This window comes from Hyphococcus sp. D3-15 (genome assembly GCF_055809375.1).
Genome location: NZ_CM147910.1, coordinates 2,074,176 through 2,093,795, shown reverse-complemented (window position 1 = coordinate 2,093,795; position 19,620 = coordinate 2,074,176). Strand labels below are relative to the sequence as shown.

The window sequence follows — 19,620 nt, the reverse complement described above, 5'->3', positions numbered from 1 at the left end:
TGCGTCATCATCAGATCCGTTTTATTCACATCGAGTTTTCGAGCTAGTTGTAACGCAATTTCAAGTTAACGCCGATGGTCCGCGGCTGTGTCAGCGCGGCGACATCGCCAAATCCACCGTCAAAAAAGGTGAATGTGCTCCCCCGTTCGTCAAAAGCGTTATTGACGAACACTTGTACTTCATATGCATCGGCGCGAATGCCGGCGCGGAAATTGGCGAGTAGAAGCTCACCGCTAGCAAGATTGCCGCCCGGTTGCGGCACATTCGGGACATCGCCAAAGGAGCTGCCCCGCGCTGAGAATTCGCCCCGGACAAATGGCTCAAAACCGCCCATGGGAAAGCGACGCTCGATAGACGCATTGGCGACATATTTCGGCGTGCTGGCGAGGCGCTGCCCATCGAGCGGAAAGTCGAGATAGGCCGCAGTGTCGATTTCTCCGCCGTCGAACTGCGCCTCGAGGATCGATCCGCCCAGAACAATATCAGTATTTTCATCAGGCGAAATAAAGACGTCCGCTTCAAAGCCGAAGCTATGCGCCTCTTCGCCATTGACGACGATAAACTGAATCGGCGGAATGATCACAGAAGTGATCGCCTTGTCGATCTGAATGTCCGACCAGTCGATATAGAAAACGGCAGCGTTCGTCGTCACAAGTCCGTCGAAGAACGTTGTCTTGAGGCCGATTTCATAGTTCCAGATCTCGTCAGGCGCGAACGCCGCGACGAAGTTCGGATCTGTGCCCAGCGACTGATCGGAATTGGCGCCGCCCGCCCGGAAGCCCTTCGCCGCAGAGATGTAAATCAGCGTGTCCTCTGTCGCCTGCCAGTCTAGTGCGAATTTTGGAATGACGCTGTCGAACTCCCCTTCACTGACGGAAGCCGTGTAGAAAAGGTCTGCCGTGCTGAGGGATTGCTCTTCATAGCGAATACCCGCCGTGGCCGTAAGCGACGGCAAAATGGCCCAATAGGCCTGACCGAATAGTGACCATTGAGAGATTTCCTCACCGAGAAAGCCTGTCCCGGCGAACTCGATATCTCTCTGGGCGTCGCGATAATAGAAACCCGCCGTGTAGTTGAGCGGACCTTCAAAGTCCGAGCTGAGACGCACCTCCTCGCTCCAGGCTTCGGACTTGAACACCGCCGGCGCAGTGTTCTCCGCTTCAATGGCGCTATAGCCCGTGATGGATGTAAGCAAGCCAATCGGCGTTTTAATGTTGATCTCCAGAATACCCTCATCGAGATCACGGGTTGTGCCATAGTCTGATGAAAAGCCTGCTTGCGACAGATACGGATCATAGTCCGTATAGGTGCCGATAAGGTTAGGGGAGATCGTATTATCGATTCCCAGTTTGGCTTTTTCTTTCTTGTAGATCGCCGTGATGTCGACGCCATCGCTCGGCGTTAGCGTCGCAATCACGCGGCCGCCTGTGAAGCGTTGCGTGTTCAGGTCTTCGCCGAACAATTCAGCCGGTTCGGCGCTAAACAAGGGCAGCAAGTTAACGCCATCAATATACCCGCCGCGATCATACCGGTAACCGACGGCGCGAACCGCCAGAACATCTTTGACGAGAGGAATATTCACCATCCCCGCCACATTGAAATTATCCGACGCGCCATTCTTGATGGTCGACCAGGTCCCGGACGCCGAGGCCTGATACTGCTCCGTATCCGGGCGATTTGAACGGATGCTGATGACCCCGCCAAAGGACCCCTCGCCCCACAGCGTGCCTTGAGGACCGCGCAATACTTCAACCGCCTCAACATCGTAAAGAATGCTGTCTGCTTCAGCAAAAGTACCGCTCGATTGCGTCCGGCCCGATGAAATCACGCCATCATTATAAAGAGCGACCGTGCCCACATTTCCCACATTTGAGCCGAGACCACGAATTTGAACCTGACTTCCGCCGCGGCTCAGGCTCGCCGTCGAGAGGCTTGGAACAAGCCGTGACAGATCTTCAAGACCGTCCGCCAGCGTTGTGCGCAACAGCTCCTCATCAATGACCTTAATACTAATCGGAACCGATTGGAGGTCTTCCTCCCGTTTTTGCGCCGTGACGGTAATAACGTCCCGTGCGCCGTCGCCTGTTCCGCCCTGGGCATATGCCGGGATCGCCCCTAACCCCGCCAGCGCAACCCCCGATAAAAGCAATCTCTTCATTTTAACACCCCTTCTCGCTGCAGATTATTCGACGGTTTTTTAAACCCCGCAGCGCAGCCACGGCCCCGTCAGTTTTAGCTCCTCAGCCAATCTATGGGGAATTGACCGCTTCGTCAATTCTACTTACCTTGCGTTCAGCTCTTTTTTTGTAGAGTTTATGAATGCCCCGGCGCAGGATCACCACCCTGCCACGCCGCCGCACGACGACGCTTGGATTAAAGGAAGGCTATGATCGCGAAGAGACCGACGAAAAACGACCGCTCGGCGTATCCAAATTATGAATTCAGCGATGGTTTCAGGAAGCGTTTTTGCGTGAACGCGGCGCCTCCTGCCGATCTCCCCTTGCCGCTATATCCAGGAGCGTCCGCGAATGCCGCCCACAAAATCGCCTGAACGCAGCAGCGCAATCTCCATCGCCTGCAAGGTCGCATCCGGAGAATCAACCGCGACCGCCGAGCTCGATGCATGCCTCGAACGCATTCGCCGTCGCGATCAAGTCATCAATGCATTTGTCCATATCGACGAAGCATTGGCGCAGGAAGCAGCAGCGGAATTCGACAAGCGTCTTGCAGACGGAATGCCGGCGCCGCCGCTCGCCGGCGTGCCCATCGCCGTAAAAGATTTGCGAGACCGCTGCATCGGGCTCCCCACAAGGAACGGTTCGCTTTTAACCAAGGACGCGCCGCCTGAGACATTCGACACAACACAGATATCGCGCTTGCGAGCGGCCGGCGCCATTATTGTTGGAAAAGTCGCTACTGCGGAATTTGGACTCGATGGCGTTACGCACACGCTGCTTCACGGCATCACGAGAAACCCATGGAATCTGGCGCGCACGCCGAGCGGAAGTTCCGGAGGCTCCTCGGCGGCGGTCGCGGCAGGCATGACGCCATTGGCGACCGGCGGCGACGGCCTTGGATCGATCCGCTGTCCCGCGGGCTTCACCGGCATGGTCGGCCTTAAACCGAGCCTTGGCCGCATTCCTCGCGATAATGGTTTCGCTGACACCTCAAGCCCCGGCGCTATTACAGCGACCGTGGCTGACACCGCGCGCTATCTGGATATCGTTTCGGGCCCTGATGACCGTGATCGCATGAGCTTGCCCCGGACGGACATACGTTACGAAGACCTTCTCGAAACGCTTGATGTCCGGGGGTTGCGTGCGGTCTGGTCTCCAGACCTTGGCTTCGCGCCAGTTGAGCCGGAAGTTGTTAAGTTGTGCGAGCAATCCGCAGGTGAGCTTTGCGCCGCCGCCGGCATTGAAATGCGCACCGATGAGAGGCGTTGGACAAATGCTTACGTCGCCTGGAATGCCCTCGCCGCTGTTGAATTGCGTCAGCGTTTTGAACGCGATGGCTGGCTTCCGGACCGCTTGAAGGAAATAAGCCCCGGACCAAGGCAGTTTATTGAGCGCTACGCCTATCGCGACAGCCGTGACCTCATCGGCTATCGGGAAACCGTAATGAAAGTCGAGCAGGAAATGGCCGCATTCTTTCAAACCGCAGACATTCTCATCACACCAACTGCTTGCTGCGTTCCTTATGCAGCGGAGGGGCCGCTGCCCGAGAAGATCGCAGGGATGGACGCGAGCGAGACAAATGGCGAACCGTTCACCGTACTATCTAGCATAGCGTGGAACCCCTCCATTTCCGTGCCCGCCGGGTTGTCGTCCGACGGCCTGCCGATCGGGCTGCTGATAAATGTCCGACGACATCGAGACGATATCGCCTTGCGCCTCGCACGCATATGGGAGCAACACCGCCCATGGCCGCTGACTGCGCCGGGATTGCGTTGAGCTATGGCCGGTCGGACGAAATACAAGCAATGCCCAAACCGCAACGCGGCGCAAACCACTAGCAACGCGCCTGCTCATAAAATGGCTGCATAAAAGATGAAAAAAGAATGTCGCGTGGAATGAAGCGCAAGCGCAACAGGCGCAGTTGAAGAAGCAGGCGGTCCTCGCAGAAGCCGCTGCACTGTTCAACCAGCGAGGTTATCACGCGACCTCGCTGGTCGACGTTGCTGAGCGTTTGGGCCTGACCAAAACCGCCCTCTATTACTATGTCAAAAACAAGAACGACCTTTTATGCGCGACGTATCATGCGGCGCTTGAGGAAATTGACGACGCGACGGCGGAGGCCGAAGCACAGGGGACTACCGGCCTAGAAAAAATATGCCTTTATGTCTCCAGCAAGGCATTCGTTCACCCCCACGCTTCGGCCCTGCTTAACGAAGTCCACGCCATCGAGGATAAGATGCAGCGGGAAGAATTCCTGTCGCGGCTGGACGTCGCCAATGCGCGCGTTGCTTCATGGGTCGCCCAGGGAATTGAGGATGGAAGCATCGCCCCCTGCAAAGCGGAACTGGCGGCGCGCTTCGTCATGGGCGCGTTCAACTGGATGCCCCGTTGGATTGGCGGATCCGGTCAGTCCATGAAAGAGACAACCGAGTACTTTGTCGAATTACTGACGCAGACGCTGGCGCCCGCCGCTTCAAAATAGGCCTGAGCCACCTAGGGCGCGCCGGCGATACTCTCCAGCGCGTCCGCCATGCCGTCTATGTGCTCGGCGCCGACTGGCACGATCAAGGACGAGCCTTCAAACTTGTCGCCGATCGGCTCCGCCCGACCGCCAAGGCATTGCGCCATGAAATTTTCCGCGGCGCCCCAAAACGCCCGGTTGTTTTCCAGCCGTGCAAAGCCATGCCCCTCATCAGGAAAGCGAATATAGGTCACTTCAGCACCCGCTTCCTGCATTTTCTCGACAATCTCGTCCGACTGCGCCGTGGGCACGCGCGAATCCTGATCGCCTTGACCGATCAGCACAGGATTTTTTGTCTGATGCGCGTAAGCGACGGGTGAGCGCGAAAGCAAAAACGCACGCCCCTCCTCTGTACGCGGATCGCCGCCTAGTTGCTCTTTCATCCAGTCGGCGTCCCAATGCGGCATCGGGATGGAGAGATTTGACGGCCCGACAATGTCTATACCGCAAGCAAATGCATCCGGCGTCATGGTCATTCCCACGAGCGTCGCATAGCCGCCATAGCTGCCCCCGACGATGGCGATGCGGTCAGGGTCGGCGAGTTGCTCTTTCACCGCCCAGTCGACCTGGTCGATCAGGTCCTGATGCATCTTGCCGCCCCATTCGCCTTTCGCCGCATTCATAAACGCTTTCCCGAATCCGGCGGAGCCGCGGTAATTGACATACATCGCCCCATAACCACGGTTGCCCAACCAATGAAGCATCGCGCCAAACGCATAGATCGCGCGTTCATCGCTCGGCCCCCCATGCACGATCATCACCATGGGAACGGGCGCATCTGGTTTGCCGTCGCCATCCGGGTCTGCGCCGCTCGGCAGCATGTAATAGGAGACATATTCCAAACCGTCATCCGTTTTCATGACATAGGGATGCAGAGGCTCGAGCTTCATACCTTCGAGCTGCGGCGTACCGACGAACAGCTTTTGAAAGCTCCCGTCCTGGCGATCATAAGCGTAATATTCACTCGGACGGTTGGATTCCATATACCGGATTATCCAGACGCGTCCGTCGCGGGATATGTTCTCCACATAAAAATCTGCCGGCGGATTGTGCGACTGCACCGCTTCAAAATCCTTGGCGTAGGAATCATCCAGCGCCGTCCATTTCAACCGGTCCCAGATCGCCGCATAACCCAGGGGCGCCCCCGTTGAGGGGTCATAAACAACGCGCGACACATCTACGCGCGGGTCTATCGCCAGTTCGGTTTTCTCGCCGGTTTTAAGGTCTACGCGTACGAGCGCATTGGTGTTTCGTCCTTCGCTATCGAAGCGATATACATGGAGATTGCTCTCATCGATCATGAAGGAATTCGTATAGATGGTCGAAGAAAATGCGGCCGAATCTTCGGGTGCAATCGCCTCCAACAATTGGGGGCCTTCCGGTGTTTTCATCGAATAGAATTGCAGACCGGCGCTCGCGTCGTAACCCACAGCGGCGGCAGGCGCCAGGGACCGGTCCGCCAGAAATCCCAGAAAGCCCTGCTCGTTTTTTAAAACCAGCTCCATCTCTCCGGTCTCAAGATCGAGAATGTATAAATCCGGGAGCGGCAGGCCGGGAGCACTGTCGGTAACGGCGACTTTTGACGAATCCTCATCGCTCAACTGCACAAGCTGTGTTTTGCGTTCTGGATTGTGAGTCAGGTTGCGGGATTCACCAGTCTCCGTGTCGGCGACCCAAATGTCCCAGTTCTCATCACCGTCATAGTCCTTGGGAAAGATGATGTAGCGCCCGTCCAAACTCCAGCGATACATGACATTTCCGGAAACATCGGTCGCGCGAACACCCTGCCCTTCAAAAGACGTAAGCTGTTGCGCGGCGCCCGGGTTGTCGATGGGTGCGACGAAAAAGTTATTCACGTTCTCGACCGGCGCAATATAGGCGAGGCGCTTGCCATCAGGACTAACCCTCGGCGCCGTTACGCTTTCCGGTGTGAAAAATAAATCAAAGGGATAGAGCGGAAGAGGTTCGCTCGCGCCATGCATTGCGCCGGCGCCGTCTTTTTGCGGATCAGCGCCAGAGCACGCTGCGACGGCGCACGCCCCCGCCCCTGCTAAAATGAGCAATAATCCCCTCATCGCAACCTCCTTGTTTTCGGACATGCTAGAGGCAACTTACCATTGGTTCAATAGCTTTTACCTATCGTATAGTTGTTTTCTTTCGATGCAGTGGCGATTTCGCAATCACCCGAGCGCGATTGCCATCCGCACCTCTTTCAGCACATGTTCGGGAAATTCATAAGGAAACATATGTGTCGACCCTTCAGGGAGCACGACCTGGCGGCTGCGCGAAGACAGAGCCAAATGCTGTTCGATAGTGTCGCGATGCGCCGCAAAGAAATTGGTCACCTGCCGGTCGCTAAGCCCAAGCCTCGTTTTTACAAGATCGCGCAATTCCGCTTTGTCCTTTTCAGACTCATGAGGCGTCATCAGGACGAGCGGCAGACTTGCCAGCACGCCGCGACCGGAGACAAGATCGAACGGATTGCGCATGCAGGAGCGAAACACCGACGCCTCCGCTAAAAGGGATTTCGGTTCAACGGAATGCGCGTTCACTATTGTCGCCACATCGGCGAGCTTTTGTGCAAGGTCACTCTCCGGATTGTCGATTTCAGGCTCGACGAAACGGCGCAAACCAAATTGGCTAGCCAATGCGCCAAACCAGGCCTTTGCAATGACTGGCGGAAAGGTCAGATGACCCGCAAAGGCGACATTCCACGGCGAGGTCGGGTCCAATAGGACCAGTCCTGCAACTTTCTCAGGGTAGGCTTGTGCGAAGTTCGCACTGAACAAGCCGCCGAAAGAATGTCCAGCGAAAACGAACGGCCCTTGTTCCCCCGCAGTATCAAGTAAATCCTTTAGTCTTGCAATTTCACCGCTGATGGTCACCGCTTCACCTGCCGGATCGGACCATCCCGATCCGGTGCGGTCAAACAGGATAGACCGGGTCTCTTCTCGCATGACTTTGTGGAGATGATGCAGGATCAGCCCCTCGCCGTGCCCGCCGCTGACCCAGATCACGGTGCGCTGCTTTCCGGGCTCTCCTTCCGCCAGAATATGCATCCGCTGACCGTTTATGCGAAATAATTTTCCAGGCGGCGGCGTCCGGTCTCTCGTCGCAATACCGTAGAGCGCACCGGCAAATAGCAGACATCCGGGTGTGAGAGTCCAAAGGCCCCATTTATTTGAAAGCAGATAACCCAGAATGACGAGCGCAGTGGAGATAATTAGGCCGGCCCATCGTCTGGCGAGAAAAATCCGCGCAAGCTCAACCATTCCCAACCCCGCCTTTGATTTCTTCCACTCGGTCGAAGTCGAAATCGACGCAACGGTTCAAACCATATCGCAATGTTCGGATGTCTCCATCAGCGTCACGCAGGAAACGCACCGTCACATTGGTGCAGGTCGGCTCACCTTCGACCCGTGCGGCGAAGAAATCCTTCCCAACAGAAAGCAACTCGCCCCAGACCAGCGCGCGGCTTGCGCTTGGCAAACAAACTTTAAGGCCGCCCCCTTCGAGAACGACATTGTGCACTTCTCCAAACAGGCTGTTACGATAGGCGCCAACAAAATCTTCCGGGTTTTGTGGAGACGGCCCCGGCGCTTCACGCGGGTCGTCAATGGGAACCAACCGCACCGCAGTTTTTCCGCCGAACGACATCATCGCGGCGCCATCGCGAATCTCAAGATAAAGGTCTCGCTTCTCCGAACGCCACCCCTCGCCATCAGGCGCCAGCAGGTGGCGCTCCCCAAGCAGATAAAGCGTCTTCGCCGCCCCCTCCTGGACAAGCGCGATGATCAGATCGTCCTGCTCACCAACATAATGCCCAGCTGCGAATGCCGGCGCTGCGCTTACGTCTGGCTTCTTTTGAACCCGAGGCGCTTCATCGGTGAGCAGATCGAAAAGGCGGTCAGCCATTTGATATATTTCGATATCAAGAACATTCGCCAACAGCACAACGCCAATATCGGCTTGCGGATAAAACGCAAAGTCGCAGGCATAGCCATACATGCCGCCGCCATGACGCACGACTGTGTGTCCGCGATGAGATTTGACCTCAATGCCGAGACGGTAGTGAGCGTCACTCACCGCGCCGGTTAGCGGCGCCTCCATGCGCGCGCGGTAATCCGGCCCGAATAGCTTGTCGTCTCGGTAATTGCATAACCAGCGCCCCATATCCGCCAGGGTCGAGATCAACCCCGCCCGCGCCATCAAGATGACACAGCATGTATCCCGCCTCGTAACCGCCATCTGCTTTCGGTAAATATCCGCTCGCCTTGCGAGAAATCACTTCGCCCATATCGGACACAAGGTGCGTATCGCGCATGCCGAGAGGATCGAATAATTCCTGTTCCATAAACTGCCTGAGAGACAGCCCCGAGACGCGTTCAATGACAACGCTCATCAGCGTGTAGTTTGTATTCGAATAGCTGAACGCACTTCCCGGCGCGAACATTGGCGGACCTGACGCAAGAGCAAGGCGGAACAACGCCTCTCTACCGATGGGCGCATTGGCGTCGAGCCCGGCAAATAGCAGCATGTTCAAATGGTCACGCAACCCGCTGCGCATAGTCAGCAGGTGACGCAAACTTATCGCTACGCCTAAATCGGGCAGCTCAGATATATAAGCGTGAATATCGTCATCAAGGCGCAGCTTGCCGCGATTTTCCAGGATCAGCGCACAGGTCGCCGTCATATGTTTAGTCGTTGAGCCAAGCCGCAACACGCTCGACACGGATAAGGGCGTCTCGTGTTCCAGGCTGGCGAAACCATAGGCGCGTTGCCGATATAATGCGCCGTCTTTATAAACCGCAACGGCCGCGCCTGGACGAACGCCCTGTCTCCACGGAGCGAACAGGTCATCCATCCGCTTGGCAAATTCACGTTCCACCATCATGCCGGCGACACAACTCCCTCGGCGACGCCGCCGGCAGCCTGATCCGACGATTGTTCCGCGCCTTCAGCTTCGTCGCGCTGCTGCAGCCGGCGGGCGATGATGTTCTGGCGCCGCTGATCAATCGGGAAATTCCAGATCAGCGCCACAGCAGCGAGCTGAAACAAGCCCGGCACGATAATAAACAGAAACTGGATGCCGAACTGCGCAAAGGGATCATTCTCAGCGCCGACACCAAGATCATAAGCGAAGACACCGCCCAGGATGATCAGCCCGATGCCGCCCGCAGACCCGAGCAGCTTCACCGCAAACAGCATGAACGCAAAAAACTGTCCTGCGTGATTGCGACCGGTCTTGAGGCGATCATAGTCGGCGATATTACCGAGCAATGCAAAAGGCGCGATGGCGCTTACGCCGTTCGTCGCAGCGTAAAGACCAAGTGCAACGATCAATGGAATAACCGCCCCCTCGCCTGGCGACACAAACCACAAAGGAAGCAGAACGAAAGAGTTTGTAATCCAACCCCATGCCCAGGCGCGATGTTTGCCGAGCCGGTTGATAATCCATGACCACACCGGAATCGAAGCAATCTGACATACAGTGATGACAAGCAGGATGACGGGGAAGGATTCGCCAACACCGAGATAGCTCGTAATATAGGGAAAGATCAGGGCGACGAAGAATCCGTACCCGAATCCAGCAATTATATAGGCGCTGATGAAACGCAGGAAAACGCCGTTTCTGCGCACCGCCTTGAGAACATCAAGCAGGTTGACGTCGTGAACCACGCGCGGCTTGGCGCGGGGCGCAAACATGACCGCTACGATAATGCTCAGCGGCATCAACACCACCAGCGCGCCACCCAGCACCTGTATCGCTTCGACTGAGTATTCCGACTTTCGAATTACCCCGAGAAAAACCAGAATGATCGGCGTTGCGGAAACCGAAAAAGTACCGAGCGACTCAAAGAAGCTCTTATAGGAAAAAATGCGCGTCGAGTCTGTGTACTCCGCCGACAACTCGCTGCCCCAGGCGAAATACGGAATTCCGATCATCGTGCTGCCTGTGAAGAACACCAGCGTCCACAAACCGAAATAGAAAACCCCGGCGTCCTCAGGCACGCGATATAGCATCAGCACCGAAACAACAGTGACGACTGCACCCGCGATGATCCAGGGCAATCTAGGCCCCAGCGGACTGACGGTGCGGTCAGACAAATATCCGATGACCATATCCGAGATCGCATCGTAAACCGACCGTGCAAGAAATACGGAGCCTGCCGCAACGACCGTGACCTTGGTATGCTGTGCATATAGCGTCGGCAGAATCGCGCCGACGGGAACCATCGCGGTAGACAAAATCATCGCCGGAAAAGCATAGGCGAAAAGCTGCACCCGGCTGAAGCGATAGCCATTCTGAAGCTTACTGATATCCGCCTCCCTGGCGCCCCTGTCGCGCTTGCATTCGCCCTCGGCCTTTTCGCGTCAAAGGCCTTAAATCAATCACAAGCATACTGACCCATTGTTCAAAATCAATGACTTTAGAATCAAACAGGCGCTTCCCAGGACACCTAGGGCGCCGTCGGGGCGCGCGCCGCCACTGGCAAAACGATCCGCGATGGTCGTAGCGGGGAACGAAAAACGCGCCACGTCACCGGTTCTACCGGATACTCCAAAAAGTGGCTGCGGTCTGCAGGCGCAATCGCAATGCGGATCTGACTGCCTCGTGCGAAGCGATGAGAAACCGGCAAGAGTGCGATTTTAACCTCGACAGGCTCGCCATTCTTCAACGGCGTTGCATCGCCCCGCAAATGTGTCGGCCCCTTGGCGGCGCCCGGAAAGAGTGGTTCACCATCATTGCGATGGCTGGCGCGTAAAATCCCTTCGCTCACATAATTCACCGCTCCCTCACCGGTCACCTCTTCCAGATAAACGAAGAGGTCCGCATCGTTTGCTTCCGCCGAAAAATAGAGATGCACCTCAGGATTGCCGGACACCTCAACTTCTTCCGTAAGGGGCGGCGTCGTATAGGTGAGAAGCCCCTCATCTTCTTCAGCACGATCGGGATAGAATACCGGACGCGGTCCCGTTGTCGTACGCCAACGATTTCCCGAACCCGATTGCGCCGTTCCCGCGCCTTGATAATCATCAACACCTCGCCACAACGGTCTGGTCGCCCGCAATTCCTGTCGCTTGTGAAAATAAAGGGTCGTTTGGCGGCTCTCAACCGGCGGCCAGACGGCGCTTTCGCGCCATACATTGCTGCCGCTTGTAAAATAGCGGATCGACGGCGCATCGCCGGGTCCGATCCCTTTCAAGGTTCGGTCGAAAAACGCCAGTTTTTCCGCCGCCATATCGAAGCTTGAGCTTGTCGGCTCCCGTACGCCCGGCGCGTAATAAAACCGCCCGCCATGGTTCCATGGTCCGATCAGAATGGTGTTCTGCGCCGAGGACGATGCAGCAAACCGGCGCAACGCGCCTAATGCATAACCGGAATCATACCAGCCGACGATTGCATGCGTGGGAATGTCCGCCTGATCGATCATTTTCTGGCGATAAAAAACGCCGGCCGCATCAATACGCACGCCGTCATAAGCATCATCGCGGTAGGAGGCTTGCTCCACAAGCGGCCAGACCTCCGCATTGCCGGTATGTTCTGCAATCGCTGCATCCGCCATGACGCCATCCTTGTCCGCATCGACCGGGCACACTCGGCTTATGGGCGAGCCTTCCGGCAACATTCCCCGATCAAGAAGCGAAATCATGTCAGACCATTTATTGGCGAATTCGGTATTTTTTACGCCGCCTGGAAACAGAATCTCCGTGTAAAAATCATATCCGGAAAAAGACGGCGCAATCGCTTTCACCGCCGGATGCGCGCGGCTCGCCAGTAACTCGGCCGTCGTGCCCACATAAGACTGGCCCTGACTGCCTATCTGGCCATCGGACCAGGACTGGCGCGTTATCCAGTCGGCAATCTCCACCCCGTCATCGATCTCCGCCTCGGAATATTCTCCGCTGCGCGTACCGTAAGAAGCACCCGAACCACGGACATCAACGATTACATATGCATAACCGCGCGTTACGAATAGCTCGATGGTGGACTGACGTGACGTTCTGCACTCGCCGTCAGGATCCGATTTCAGCACAACCGAACGGTAATACCGTGTCTGCTCTAAAATCGCCGGCAGCTGCGCCCCTTCCTCAAGACCTTTGGGCAGCCAGACGTCAACCGCTAAGCCTACCCCGTCACGCATGGTGACGTAAGAAGACTGTCGGTGCATGCCGTCCGGATATTCTGCCGATCGCGGCGGATCGAGCCGCCATGAAACATCCGGCGCATTGCCTGCTTGAGCCGCGTCCTCAGAAAAAGCCGGCGACAACAACACCATCGCCGCTGTACATACAAAGACCGAAAACAGAGCGCATACAGACTTTTTCAGCCAGGCGAAAAAAAGCAATGCGCTATTCATTTTCGCGATTGCCGCACAATGCGATTTCGGCATACCACCTAGACGTCTTCTTCTTATTTTTTTTCAGTGTGATCAACCATGCCGTTTCCCGTGATAGACTTTGTTGGTTTTGCCGCAGCGACGCTCACCACGGTCGCGTTCATTCCTCAACTGGTGCGCGTCTGGCGACTGAAGTCGGCGACCGATATTTCCGCATCCATGTATTTGCTCTTCATCCTCGGCCTGCTGAGCTGGATTGCTTACGGCTTAGCCATCTCCGCCTGGCCCGTTGTCTATGCCAATATACTGACACTCATTCAGGCGGTTGCGATTCTCGCCCTCAAGGTCCGCTATTCCGATAAATAATCTATTTGACCCTTCGGTCAATTGTTATTAACGTATGTTTAGTTCTTTCTTGGGTGCGCATTCGCCGCCACAGGAGCCAAACGGCATGCGCAGGGTTTTGAATGAGGTTCTTGGCCTTCAAAGCCTTTGCTTTGACGAGGCTTTCCCGCTTCAGCCAAGCTCGCGTTATTTTAATACGGCGGGCGGCGGGCAGGTATCGCCTCTCCTGTCAGAGGCGACATGGCGGCTCGCGCAAATCTATGATCAAACAGGCGCAATGAGTCGTGAAGCGCTTGCGACTACGCAACATGCGCTCGCATCCGCACGGTCAAGCCTTGCTGCGTGTCTGGGCGTCGAGGCAGACAGCATCGCACTCACGGACAACGCCTCAAGCGCCCTGGCCGCAATCGCCGCGTCCTTGCCCACTTCACTGCCGGGCGCAATCATCATCGGGCGCGACGAGCACCCTTCCCTCGAGATACCTTTCCAGAATTTGGAAAGCCGAGGCGCGCAGGTCATCCGCGCAGACGCCAGCCTGGCGCCGGATGATCAGGCGCTGCCAAAGGACATTTCAGTCATTGCACTCTCCCTGACCAGCTACCGCACCGGGCGCAATCTGCACAGGTCATGGCGGCCCTTCATCAAGAACAAGGGCGCGCTGTTCATTGCTGACGCCACACAAACTGTCGGGTTGACGCCGCTAACTGTAAGCGATGTCGGCTGCGACGTGCTCATCGGCAACGGCCATAAATGGCTGCATGCGCCGCTTGGCGCCGGGTTCATATATGTGAACGACGAGGCGGCGGCGCGCCTGCACCCAAGTGGCGGCTGGCGTTCGATTCGCGACCCGATGAACCATCACGACTTATGGCGCACGGCCCGCGCATTTGACGGCGGCACATTGTGCTTTCCGGCTTTCGCCGCTCTTGCCGTCGCCTGCGCCTGGTGGCGGAATCACGCCTTCCGCGCGCGCCTTATAGAGGCGCGTCAACAAAGAGTGCAGGCTGTGCTTGCTCCGCTTACTGACATTCCCTCACTCAAACTCGTCCACGACAATCCCGGTTTCATATGCGTCAGCGCCGCAGAAGGTTACTGCTTTGGCGCCCATAGCGTCGCCGAGCAGCTATGGGAGGAAGGCAGCTTCGATATCAAAGCATTTTCTCCGTCAGAGGCGCCCGATGGCGCCCTGCGCATCAGCGTCAGCCCCTTCAACGGCGTCGCCGACTGTGAGGAGCTTGGCCTCCGGCTCTCTCAGATTCTTCAGACAGTAATTCGCCGTCATGCTATTGATTGACGTGACTGCGCATAGCGGCGGCGCCACATGCTCAAGGAAGCCGGCTGACCTCAAGCCCTGTTCCGACGGGAAGCAAAACACTCGAAACACCCGGCTTGGCGCGCACCGCCTTACCGTAACGCTCGACGCTGTCGCCGCCGGGATAGATCATGTTGTCGGCAACAATGATCGCGCCAGGATTGAGCTTCGAAAAGAAGGCTTCAAGACAAGGGACATACATGTCCTTCCAGAGATCGAGCAGGACAAAATCGACGCCTGACGAAAGCTTGCCTATGAGTTCGACTGCGTCGCCGACCTGAAAATCTACGTAATTAGCAAGCCCCGCTTTTTCCGACATTTCTTTTGCGTGGGCTGATTTGGATTCGTCCAGTTCTAGCGTCGTGACTCGCCCGCCGGCGGCGCGCGCTGCTTCCGCCAGCCAAATGCCGGAATAGCCGAAAGACGTGCCGATTTCGAGAATATGCGGCGCGTCCATGCTGCGCGCGATCAAATTGATGAAAGGCCCGGTGTCAGGCCCAACCGACAGCATGTGCCTGTCCAGAAAGTCGGCGCTGTTCTTGCCTTCGCGCTCTTTCCGCTCACGGGCCATGCGCTCGTGATAGGCGTCGAGAACAGCCGTGACCTTATCGTCCATGGGACCTACTCCCACTCGATGGTGCCCGGCGGTTTCGAGGTCACGTCATAGACAACTCGGTTGACGCCGCGCACTTCGTTGATGATGCGGGTCGCGCAGGCGCCCAGAAATTCGTGGCTGAACGGATAATAATCCGCCGTCATGCCATCGGTCGACGTGACAGCGCGCAGCGCCAGCACATGATCATAGGTCCGCTCATCGCCCATCACCCCAACCGTCCGCACGGGAAGCAATACGGCGAAAGCCTGCCAGATCACGTCATACAGGCCAGCCCGGCGGATTTCATCGAGATAGATCGTGTCCGCCTTGCGCAGAATGTCGGCTTTCTCTTTCGTCACTTCGCCGGGAATGCGTATCGCCAACCCTGGCCCCGGAAACGGATGACGCCCGACAAAATGATCCGGCAGCCCAAGCTCACGGCCCAGCGCGCGCACTTCGTCCTTGAACAGCTCGCGCAACGGCTCGACCAGTTTCAACTTCATGCGTTCCGGCAGGCCGCCCACATTGTGGTGCGACTTGATCGTCACCGACGGTCCGCCATCAAAGGAGACGCTTTCGATCACATCGGGATAGAGCGTGCCCTGCGCCAGGAATTCCGCGTTCTCGATCTTTTTGGCTTCCGCATCGAACACATCGATGAAAAGGGAGCCGATGATCTTGCGCTTTTTCTCCGGGTCATCGACGCCCGCGAGTTTGCCCAGGAACAGATCCTCCGCTTCCACATGAATGAGCGGAATGTTGTAGCTGTCGCGGAACAGCCGCACGACCTCTTCACCCTCGCCGGCGCGCATCAACCCGGTATCCACGAACACGCAAGTCAGCTGTTCGCCGATGGCTTCATGGATCAGCACGGCCGCGACGGAGGAATCAACGCCGCCGGAAAGCCCGCAAATTACCCGCGCATCACCCACCTGCTCGCGGATCTGCGCGATTGCTTCCTCGCGGAACGCCGCCATGGTCCAGTCGCCGGAAAGCCCGGCGATCTTGTTGACGAAGTTCGCCAGCAATTTCGCCCCATCCGGCGTGTGCACCACTTCCGGGTGGAACTGCACCGCATAGATTTTCCGCGTTTCATCCGCGATGGCGGCGAAGGGCGCACCGTCGGATTTCGCGATCACTTCGAAACCTTCGGGGATCGCATTCACCCGGTCGCCATGGCTCATCCAGACCTGATGCCTCGAACCCTGCTCCCACACGCCGTCAAACAGCGCGCTTGTCTTCACCACGTCGATCATGGCGCGGCCAAACTCGCGATGGTCCGAACTTTCCACATCCCCGCCGAGCTGGGCGCAGATGGTCTGCTCGCCATAGCAAATGCCGAGGATCGGCACCCCGGCCTCAAAGATCGCCTCATCCGCGCGCGGGCTGGCGTCGGTTTTGACGCTGGCCGGCCCGCCAGAGAGAATCACCGCTTTCGGCGCGAAATCCTTGAGGAATTCAGCGTCGACGCGGTTGAACGGGTGAATTTCGCAATAAACCCCGGCCTCACGGAGGCGGCGGGCAATGAGCTGGGTGACCTGACTGCCGAAATCGACGATCAGGGCCCTTTCATGGACTTGGGCGTGCGCTTTGGCGTGAGAATCGAGTTGCATGTTGAGCCTTTAGCCGGTTCGGGCGCGCCCGTCACGCCCGTTTTCGCGCCTGCAACAGAATTCCCGCCTTCCTGTGGCTCGCAGCCACGCTATAGCGGCAAGGCCGAGGCCTCTCCTGCATTCAACGCCAGAGCAGTATAGGGCCATATGAAAAGTGGTGCGGACTTATCCCCGGCTTTTATTTCCGTGGTATCATGAACGGCGCCCGCCTGCCCCGGCCCCACCCGGCGCCGGCTATCGGGCCTCGCCAGTGAATGTCCGCAGGCGCGGATCGGTCTTGTCCGGTCCCGCAAGCGCCTTGGCGACCCCCGGAAGCGCCGTCACGCGGTCACGCCAGGCGATCATATGCGGCGCGCGTTCAGCGGCGTTCAGCTCCGGAAACAAACGCTCCACCATCATCCCGCAATGGGAATAGAAATTGATGTCGGCGAGCGAGAACATGTCGCCCGCGAACCACTCATTCTCGCTGAAGTGCTTATCCACCTTGTCGATGGCGTATTCGACTTTTTCCGTCGCATAGGAAAGCTGTTCTTCGGTGAAACCGGAGCGCGCATTCATCCACTTCTTGCGCTGGTCCGGCAGGGGGATGCGCTCCATCAGCTTTTCAAAATCACCGCTTTCGATATTGCGGGAGATCACCGTGACCAGGCGGTGCCAGCCATGCATGGAGACGTAATTCATCACATGCTCGTCGACGAATTTATTCCAGTAACGCATGCGCGCTTTGCCTTCAGGATTTGCCGGCCGCAAGGACGGATAATCCGGAAACGCATCTTCAAGATATTCGTTGATGACGGTCGAATGGGTGATGATCACGCCGTCATGATTGAGCACCGGAACCTGGCCTTCCGGGTTGATGGCGACAAACCACGGCTCATGCTGTTCGAATTTGTGCAGATCCACATAGACGCTTTCGAACGGGATGCCGCGCGCGTGAAACGGGATCAGAGATTTCAGAGAATTCGCGACCGGTTCTGCGTGAAAGAGTTTGACCGTCATGTCTCAACCGCCATTCGACATGGTGCCGAGCATGCCGCCATCGGCGGCCCATGCCTGTCCGTTGATATAAGATGCGGCGTCCGTCAGCAGAAACGCCGCGACCCAACCCACCTCTTCCGGTGTCCCGATGCGCCCTTGCGGCACCATGGGTTCAAAGCCTTTCAGACCGGCTTCAACTTCGCCGCCAATGGTTTCCGCCAGCCCTTCGAGCATCGGCGTGCGAATAAGGCCGGGGATGACGCAATTGACGCGAATGTTGTTTCGCGAGACCTCAGAAGAGACCGAGCGAACCAGACCAAGCACGGCGTGCTTCGACATATTATAGGCTGGCGTCATCGGCAGGCCGCGTTCCGACGCAATCGATCCCGTACAGACGATTGAGCCCGAGCCCTGTTTCAACATGCCGGGCATGACCTGCTGAATCAGCACCAGCATGGAGCGCACATTGACGTTCATCACTTCGTCATAGGCGGCCAGTGAATAGTCCGCGATAGGCGCGGCTGGTCCCGCCATGCCTGCATTGGCGAAGACGCCGTCAACGCCGCCCCAAAGCTCGTTCGCCTTGGCGACCAAGGCTTTGACATCTTCCTCGCGCCCCAGATCCGCAGCGAAATACGCCCCCTCGCCGCCCGCTTTGCTCACGGCGGCGGCGACTTTTTTGAGTTTGTCCTCACTGCGCGCGGCGACCAGCACCCTGGCGCCAAGGGACCCCATGATTTCCGCCGCCGCCGCGCCAATACCCGTCGACGCGCCGGTGACGATGATGCGTTTTCCGGCAAGCGAGATTTTGCTCATTTCAGCCCCAGCAATTTTGCAGCATTGTCTTTCATGATCATCGGCATCACTTCCTCGCGAAAGCCCGCATCCTTTGCGGCGGCCATCCATTTGTCCGGCTTGATCAACGGGAAGTCGGAGCCGAACAGCATTTTGTGTTTAAGCTGCGTGTTGGCGTAATGAATGACTTGCTTGGGGAAATATTTCGGCGACCAGCCCGAGAGGTCGATGTAAACATTTTCCTTGTGCAGCGCCATGGAAAGCGATTCATCCGTCCACGGCCATGATGGATGCGCCAGAATGATTTTCATATCGGGGAAATCGACGGCGACATCATCCACCATCATCGGCTGGCCGTATTTAAGGCGAATGCCGCCGCCGCCGCGCATGCCGGTGCCCATGCCTGAATGACCCGTATGGAAAATCGCCGGCAGACCATATTCGGCGATCACTTCATAGATCGGCCATGCCATGCGGTCATTAGGGTGAAAATTCTGGATCGGCGGGTGAAATTTGAATCCCTTGACGCCGAACTCTTCGATCATGCGCCGCGCTTCGATTGCGCCGAATTTCGATTTGTGCGGATCAATCGAGGCGAACGCCATCATGATGTCGCTATTGTCCTGGGCGAAACGCGCGATTTCTTCGTTTGAGATGCGCTTGATGCCGGTGCCGGATTCCATGTCGACCGTGAACATCACGAACGCGATCTGTTTCTCGCGATAATATTCGATGGTCTCGGGAATCGTCGGGCGCTTGCGGTCCGCCTTGAAATAAATACTGGCCGCATCAAGGAACTTGCCCATGATCGGGTCTTCCGGGTCGTTGCACGACACCTCCGCATGGGTGTGAACATCGATGGCTTGAATCTTACTGAGGTCGATCATGAGAATCCCTTTCCGCGCCACGCCTTATTAGGGCAAAACACCGGCGGAAGGACAG

At 57.2% G+C, this 19,620-nt stretch carries 14 protein-coding genes and 1 pseudogene; 4 read left to right on the top strand and 11 right to left on the bottom strand.

Annotated features, from left to right (window positions below; all coding sequences use genetic code 11):
* Nucleotides 1–43 precede the first annotated feature (43 nt).
* A complete protein-coding gene (locus AC0L8G_RS10370; protein ID WP_473384128.1) occupies nucleotides 44–2,158 on the bottom strand; it encodes a TonB-dependent receptor in 2,115 nt (704 codons plus the stop codon).
* Between the two features lie 370 nt (nucleotides 2,159–2,528).
* Between AC0L8G_RS10370 and AC0L8G_RS10365 the strand changes: the two genes are divergently transcribed.
* Both AC0L8G_RS10365 and AC0L8G_RS10360 read left to right on the top strand, forming a co-directional pair.
* A complete protein-coding gene (locus AC0L8G_RS10365) occupies nucleotides 2,529–3,953 on the top strand; it encodes an amidase (protein WP_473384127.1) in 1,425 nt (474 codons plus the stop codon).
* Nucleotides 3,954–4,098: 145 nt separating this feature from the next.
* Nucleotides 4,099–4,659, top strand: coding sequence for a TetR/AcrR family transcriptional regulator (locus tag AC0L8G_RS10360; protein ID WP_473384126.1), 561 nt, complete (start codon nucleotides 4,099–4,101; stop codon nucleotides 4,657–4,659).
* An 11-nt stretch (nucleotides 4,660–4,670) separates the two neighbouring features.
* Here the strand turns inward: AC0L8G_RS10360 and AC0L8G_RS10355 are convergent, their stop codons facing one another.
* The 5 genes and pseudogenes from AC0L8G_RS10355 to AC0L8G_RS10335 all read right to left on the bottom strand — a co-directional run bounded on the left by AC0L8G_RS10355 (nucleotide 4,671) and on the right by AC0L8G_RS10335 (nucleotide 13,049).
* On the bottom strand, nucleotides 4,671–6,773 hold the full coding sequence (locus AC0L8G_RS10355) for a S9 family peptidase (RefSeq protein ID WP_473384125.1): 2,103 nt from the start codon (nucleotides 6,771–6,773) through the stop codon (nucleotides 4,671–4,673).
* A 105-nt stretch (nucleotides 6,774–6,878) separates the two neighbouring features.
* The gene (locus AC0L8G_RS10350) at nucleotides 6,879–7,757 is read right to left on the bottom strand and encodes an alpha/beta fold hydrolase (RefSeq protein ID WP_473384124.1); all 879 of its coding nucleotides are present in this window, start codon (nucleotides 7,755–7,757) and stop codon (nucleotides 6,879–6,881) included.
* A gap of 205 nt (nucleotides 7,758–7,962) precedes the next feature.
* A pseudogene (locus AC0L8G_RS10345) lies at nucleotides 7,963–9,562 on the bottom strand (serine hydrolase).
* Between the two features lie 26 nt (nucleotides 9,563–9,588).
* Nucleotides 9,589–10,947 (bottom strand): MFS transporter, encoded by a 1,359-nt coding sequence (locus AC0L8G_RS10340; protein WP_473388790.1) that lies wholly within the window; start codon nucleotides 10,945–10,947, stop codon nucleotides 9,589–9,591.
* Nucleotides 10,948–11,159: 212 nt separating this feature from the next.
* Nucleotides 11,160–13,049 (bottom strand): CocE/NonD family hydrolase, encoded by a 1,890-nt coding sequence (locus AC0L8G_RS10335; protein ID WP_473388789.1) that lies wholly within the window; start codon nucleotides 13,047–13,049, stop codon nucleotides 11,160–11,162.
* Between the two features lie 90 nt (nucleotides 13,050–13,139).
* On the opposite strand from AC0L8G_RS10335, the gene AC0L8G_RS10330 reads away from it, so the two are divergent.
* Both AC0L8G_RS10330 and AC0L8G_RS10325 read left to right on the top strand, forming a co-directional pair.
* Nucleotides 13,140–13,406 (top strand): SemiSWEET transporter, encoded by a 267-nt coding sequence (locus AC0L8G_RS10330; RefSeq protein WP_473388787.1) that lies wholly within the window; start codon nucleotides 13,140–13,142, stop codon nucleotides 13,404–13,406.
* Between the two features lie 256 nt (nucleotides 13,407–13,662).
* Nucleotides 13,663–14,679 (top strand): aminotransferase class V-fold PLP-dependent enzyme, encoded by a 1,017-nt coding sequence (locus tag AC0L8G_RS10325; RefSeq protein ID WP_473388786.1) that lies wholly within the window; start codon nucleotides 13,663–13,665, stop codon nucleotides 14,677–14,679.
* A gap of 31 nt (nucleotides 14,680–14,710) precedes the next feature.
* Here the strand turns inward: AC0L8G_RS10325 and AC0L8G_RS10320 are convergent, their stop codons facing one another.
* From AC0L8G_RS10320 to AC0L8G_RS10300, 5 genes are all read right to left on the bottom strand, one after another.
* Nucleotides 14,711–15,313 carry an O-methyltransferase gene (locus tag AC0L8G_RS10320; protein ID WP_473388785.1) on the bottom strand — a complete coding sequence of 201 codons (603 nt, stop codon included), beginning with the start codon at nucleotides 15,311–15,313 and terminating at the stop codon, nucleotides 14,711–14,713.
* A gap of 5 nt (nucleotides 15,314–15,318) precedes the next feature.
* Nucleotides 15,319–16,905 carry a glutamine-hydrolyzing GMP synthase gene (guaA, locus tag AC0L8G_RS10315; RefSeq protein WP_473388784.1) on the bottom strand — a complete coding sequence of 529 codons (1,587 nt, stop codon included), beginning with the start codon at nucleotides 16,903–16,905 and terminating at the stop codon, nucleotides 15,319–15,321.
* Nucleotides 16,906–17,139: 234 nt separating this feature from the next.
* Entirely contained in the window at nucleotides 17,140–17,904 is a 765-nt protein-coding gene (locus AC0L8G_RS10310) for a glutathione S-transferase family protein (protein ID WP_473388782.1), read from the bottom strand.
* A 3-nt stretch (nucleotides 17,905–17,907) separates the two neighbouring features.
* Nucleotides 17,908–18,699: an SDR family NAD(P)-dependent oxidoreductase gene (locus AC0L8G_RS10305; RefSeq protein WP_473388781.1), complete on the bottom strand. Its 792-nt coding sequence runs from the start codon at nucleotides 18,697–18,699 to the stop codon at nucleotides 17,908–17,910.
* Nucleotides 18,696–19,565, bottom strand: coding sequence for an amidohydrolase family protein (locus AC0L8G_RS10300; protein ID WP_473388780.1), 870 nt, complete (start codon nucleotides 19,563–19,565; stop codon nucleotides 18,696–18,698). The genes AC0L8G_RS10305 and AC0L8G_RS10300 overlap by 4 nt, the downstream gene beginning before the upstream one ends.
* Nucleotides 19,566–19,620 lie beyond the last annotated feature (55 nt).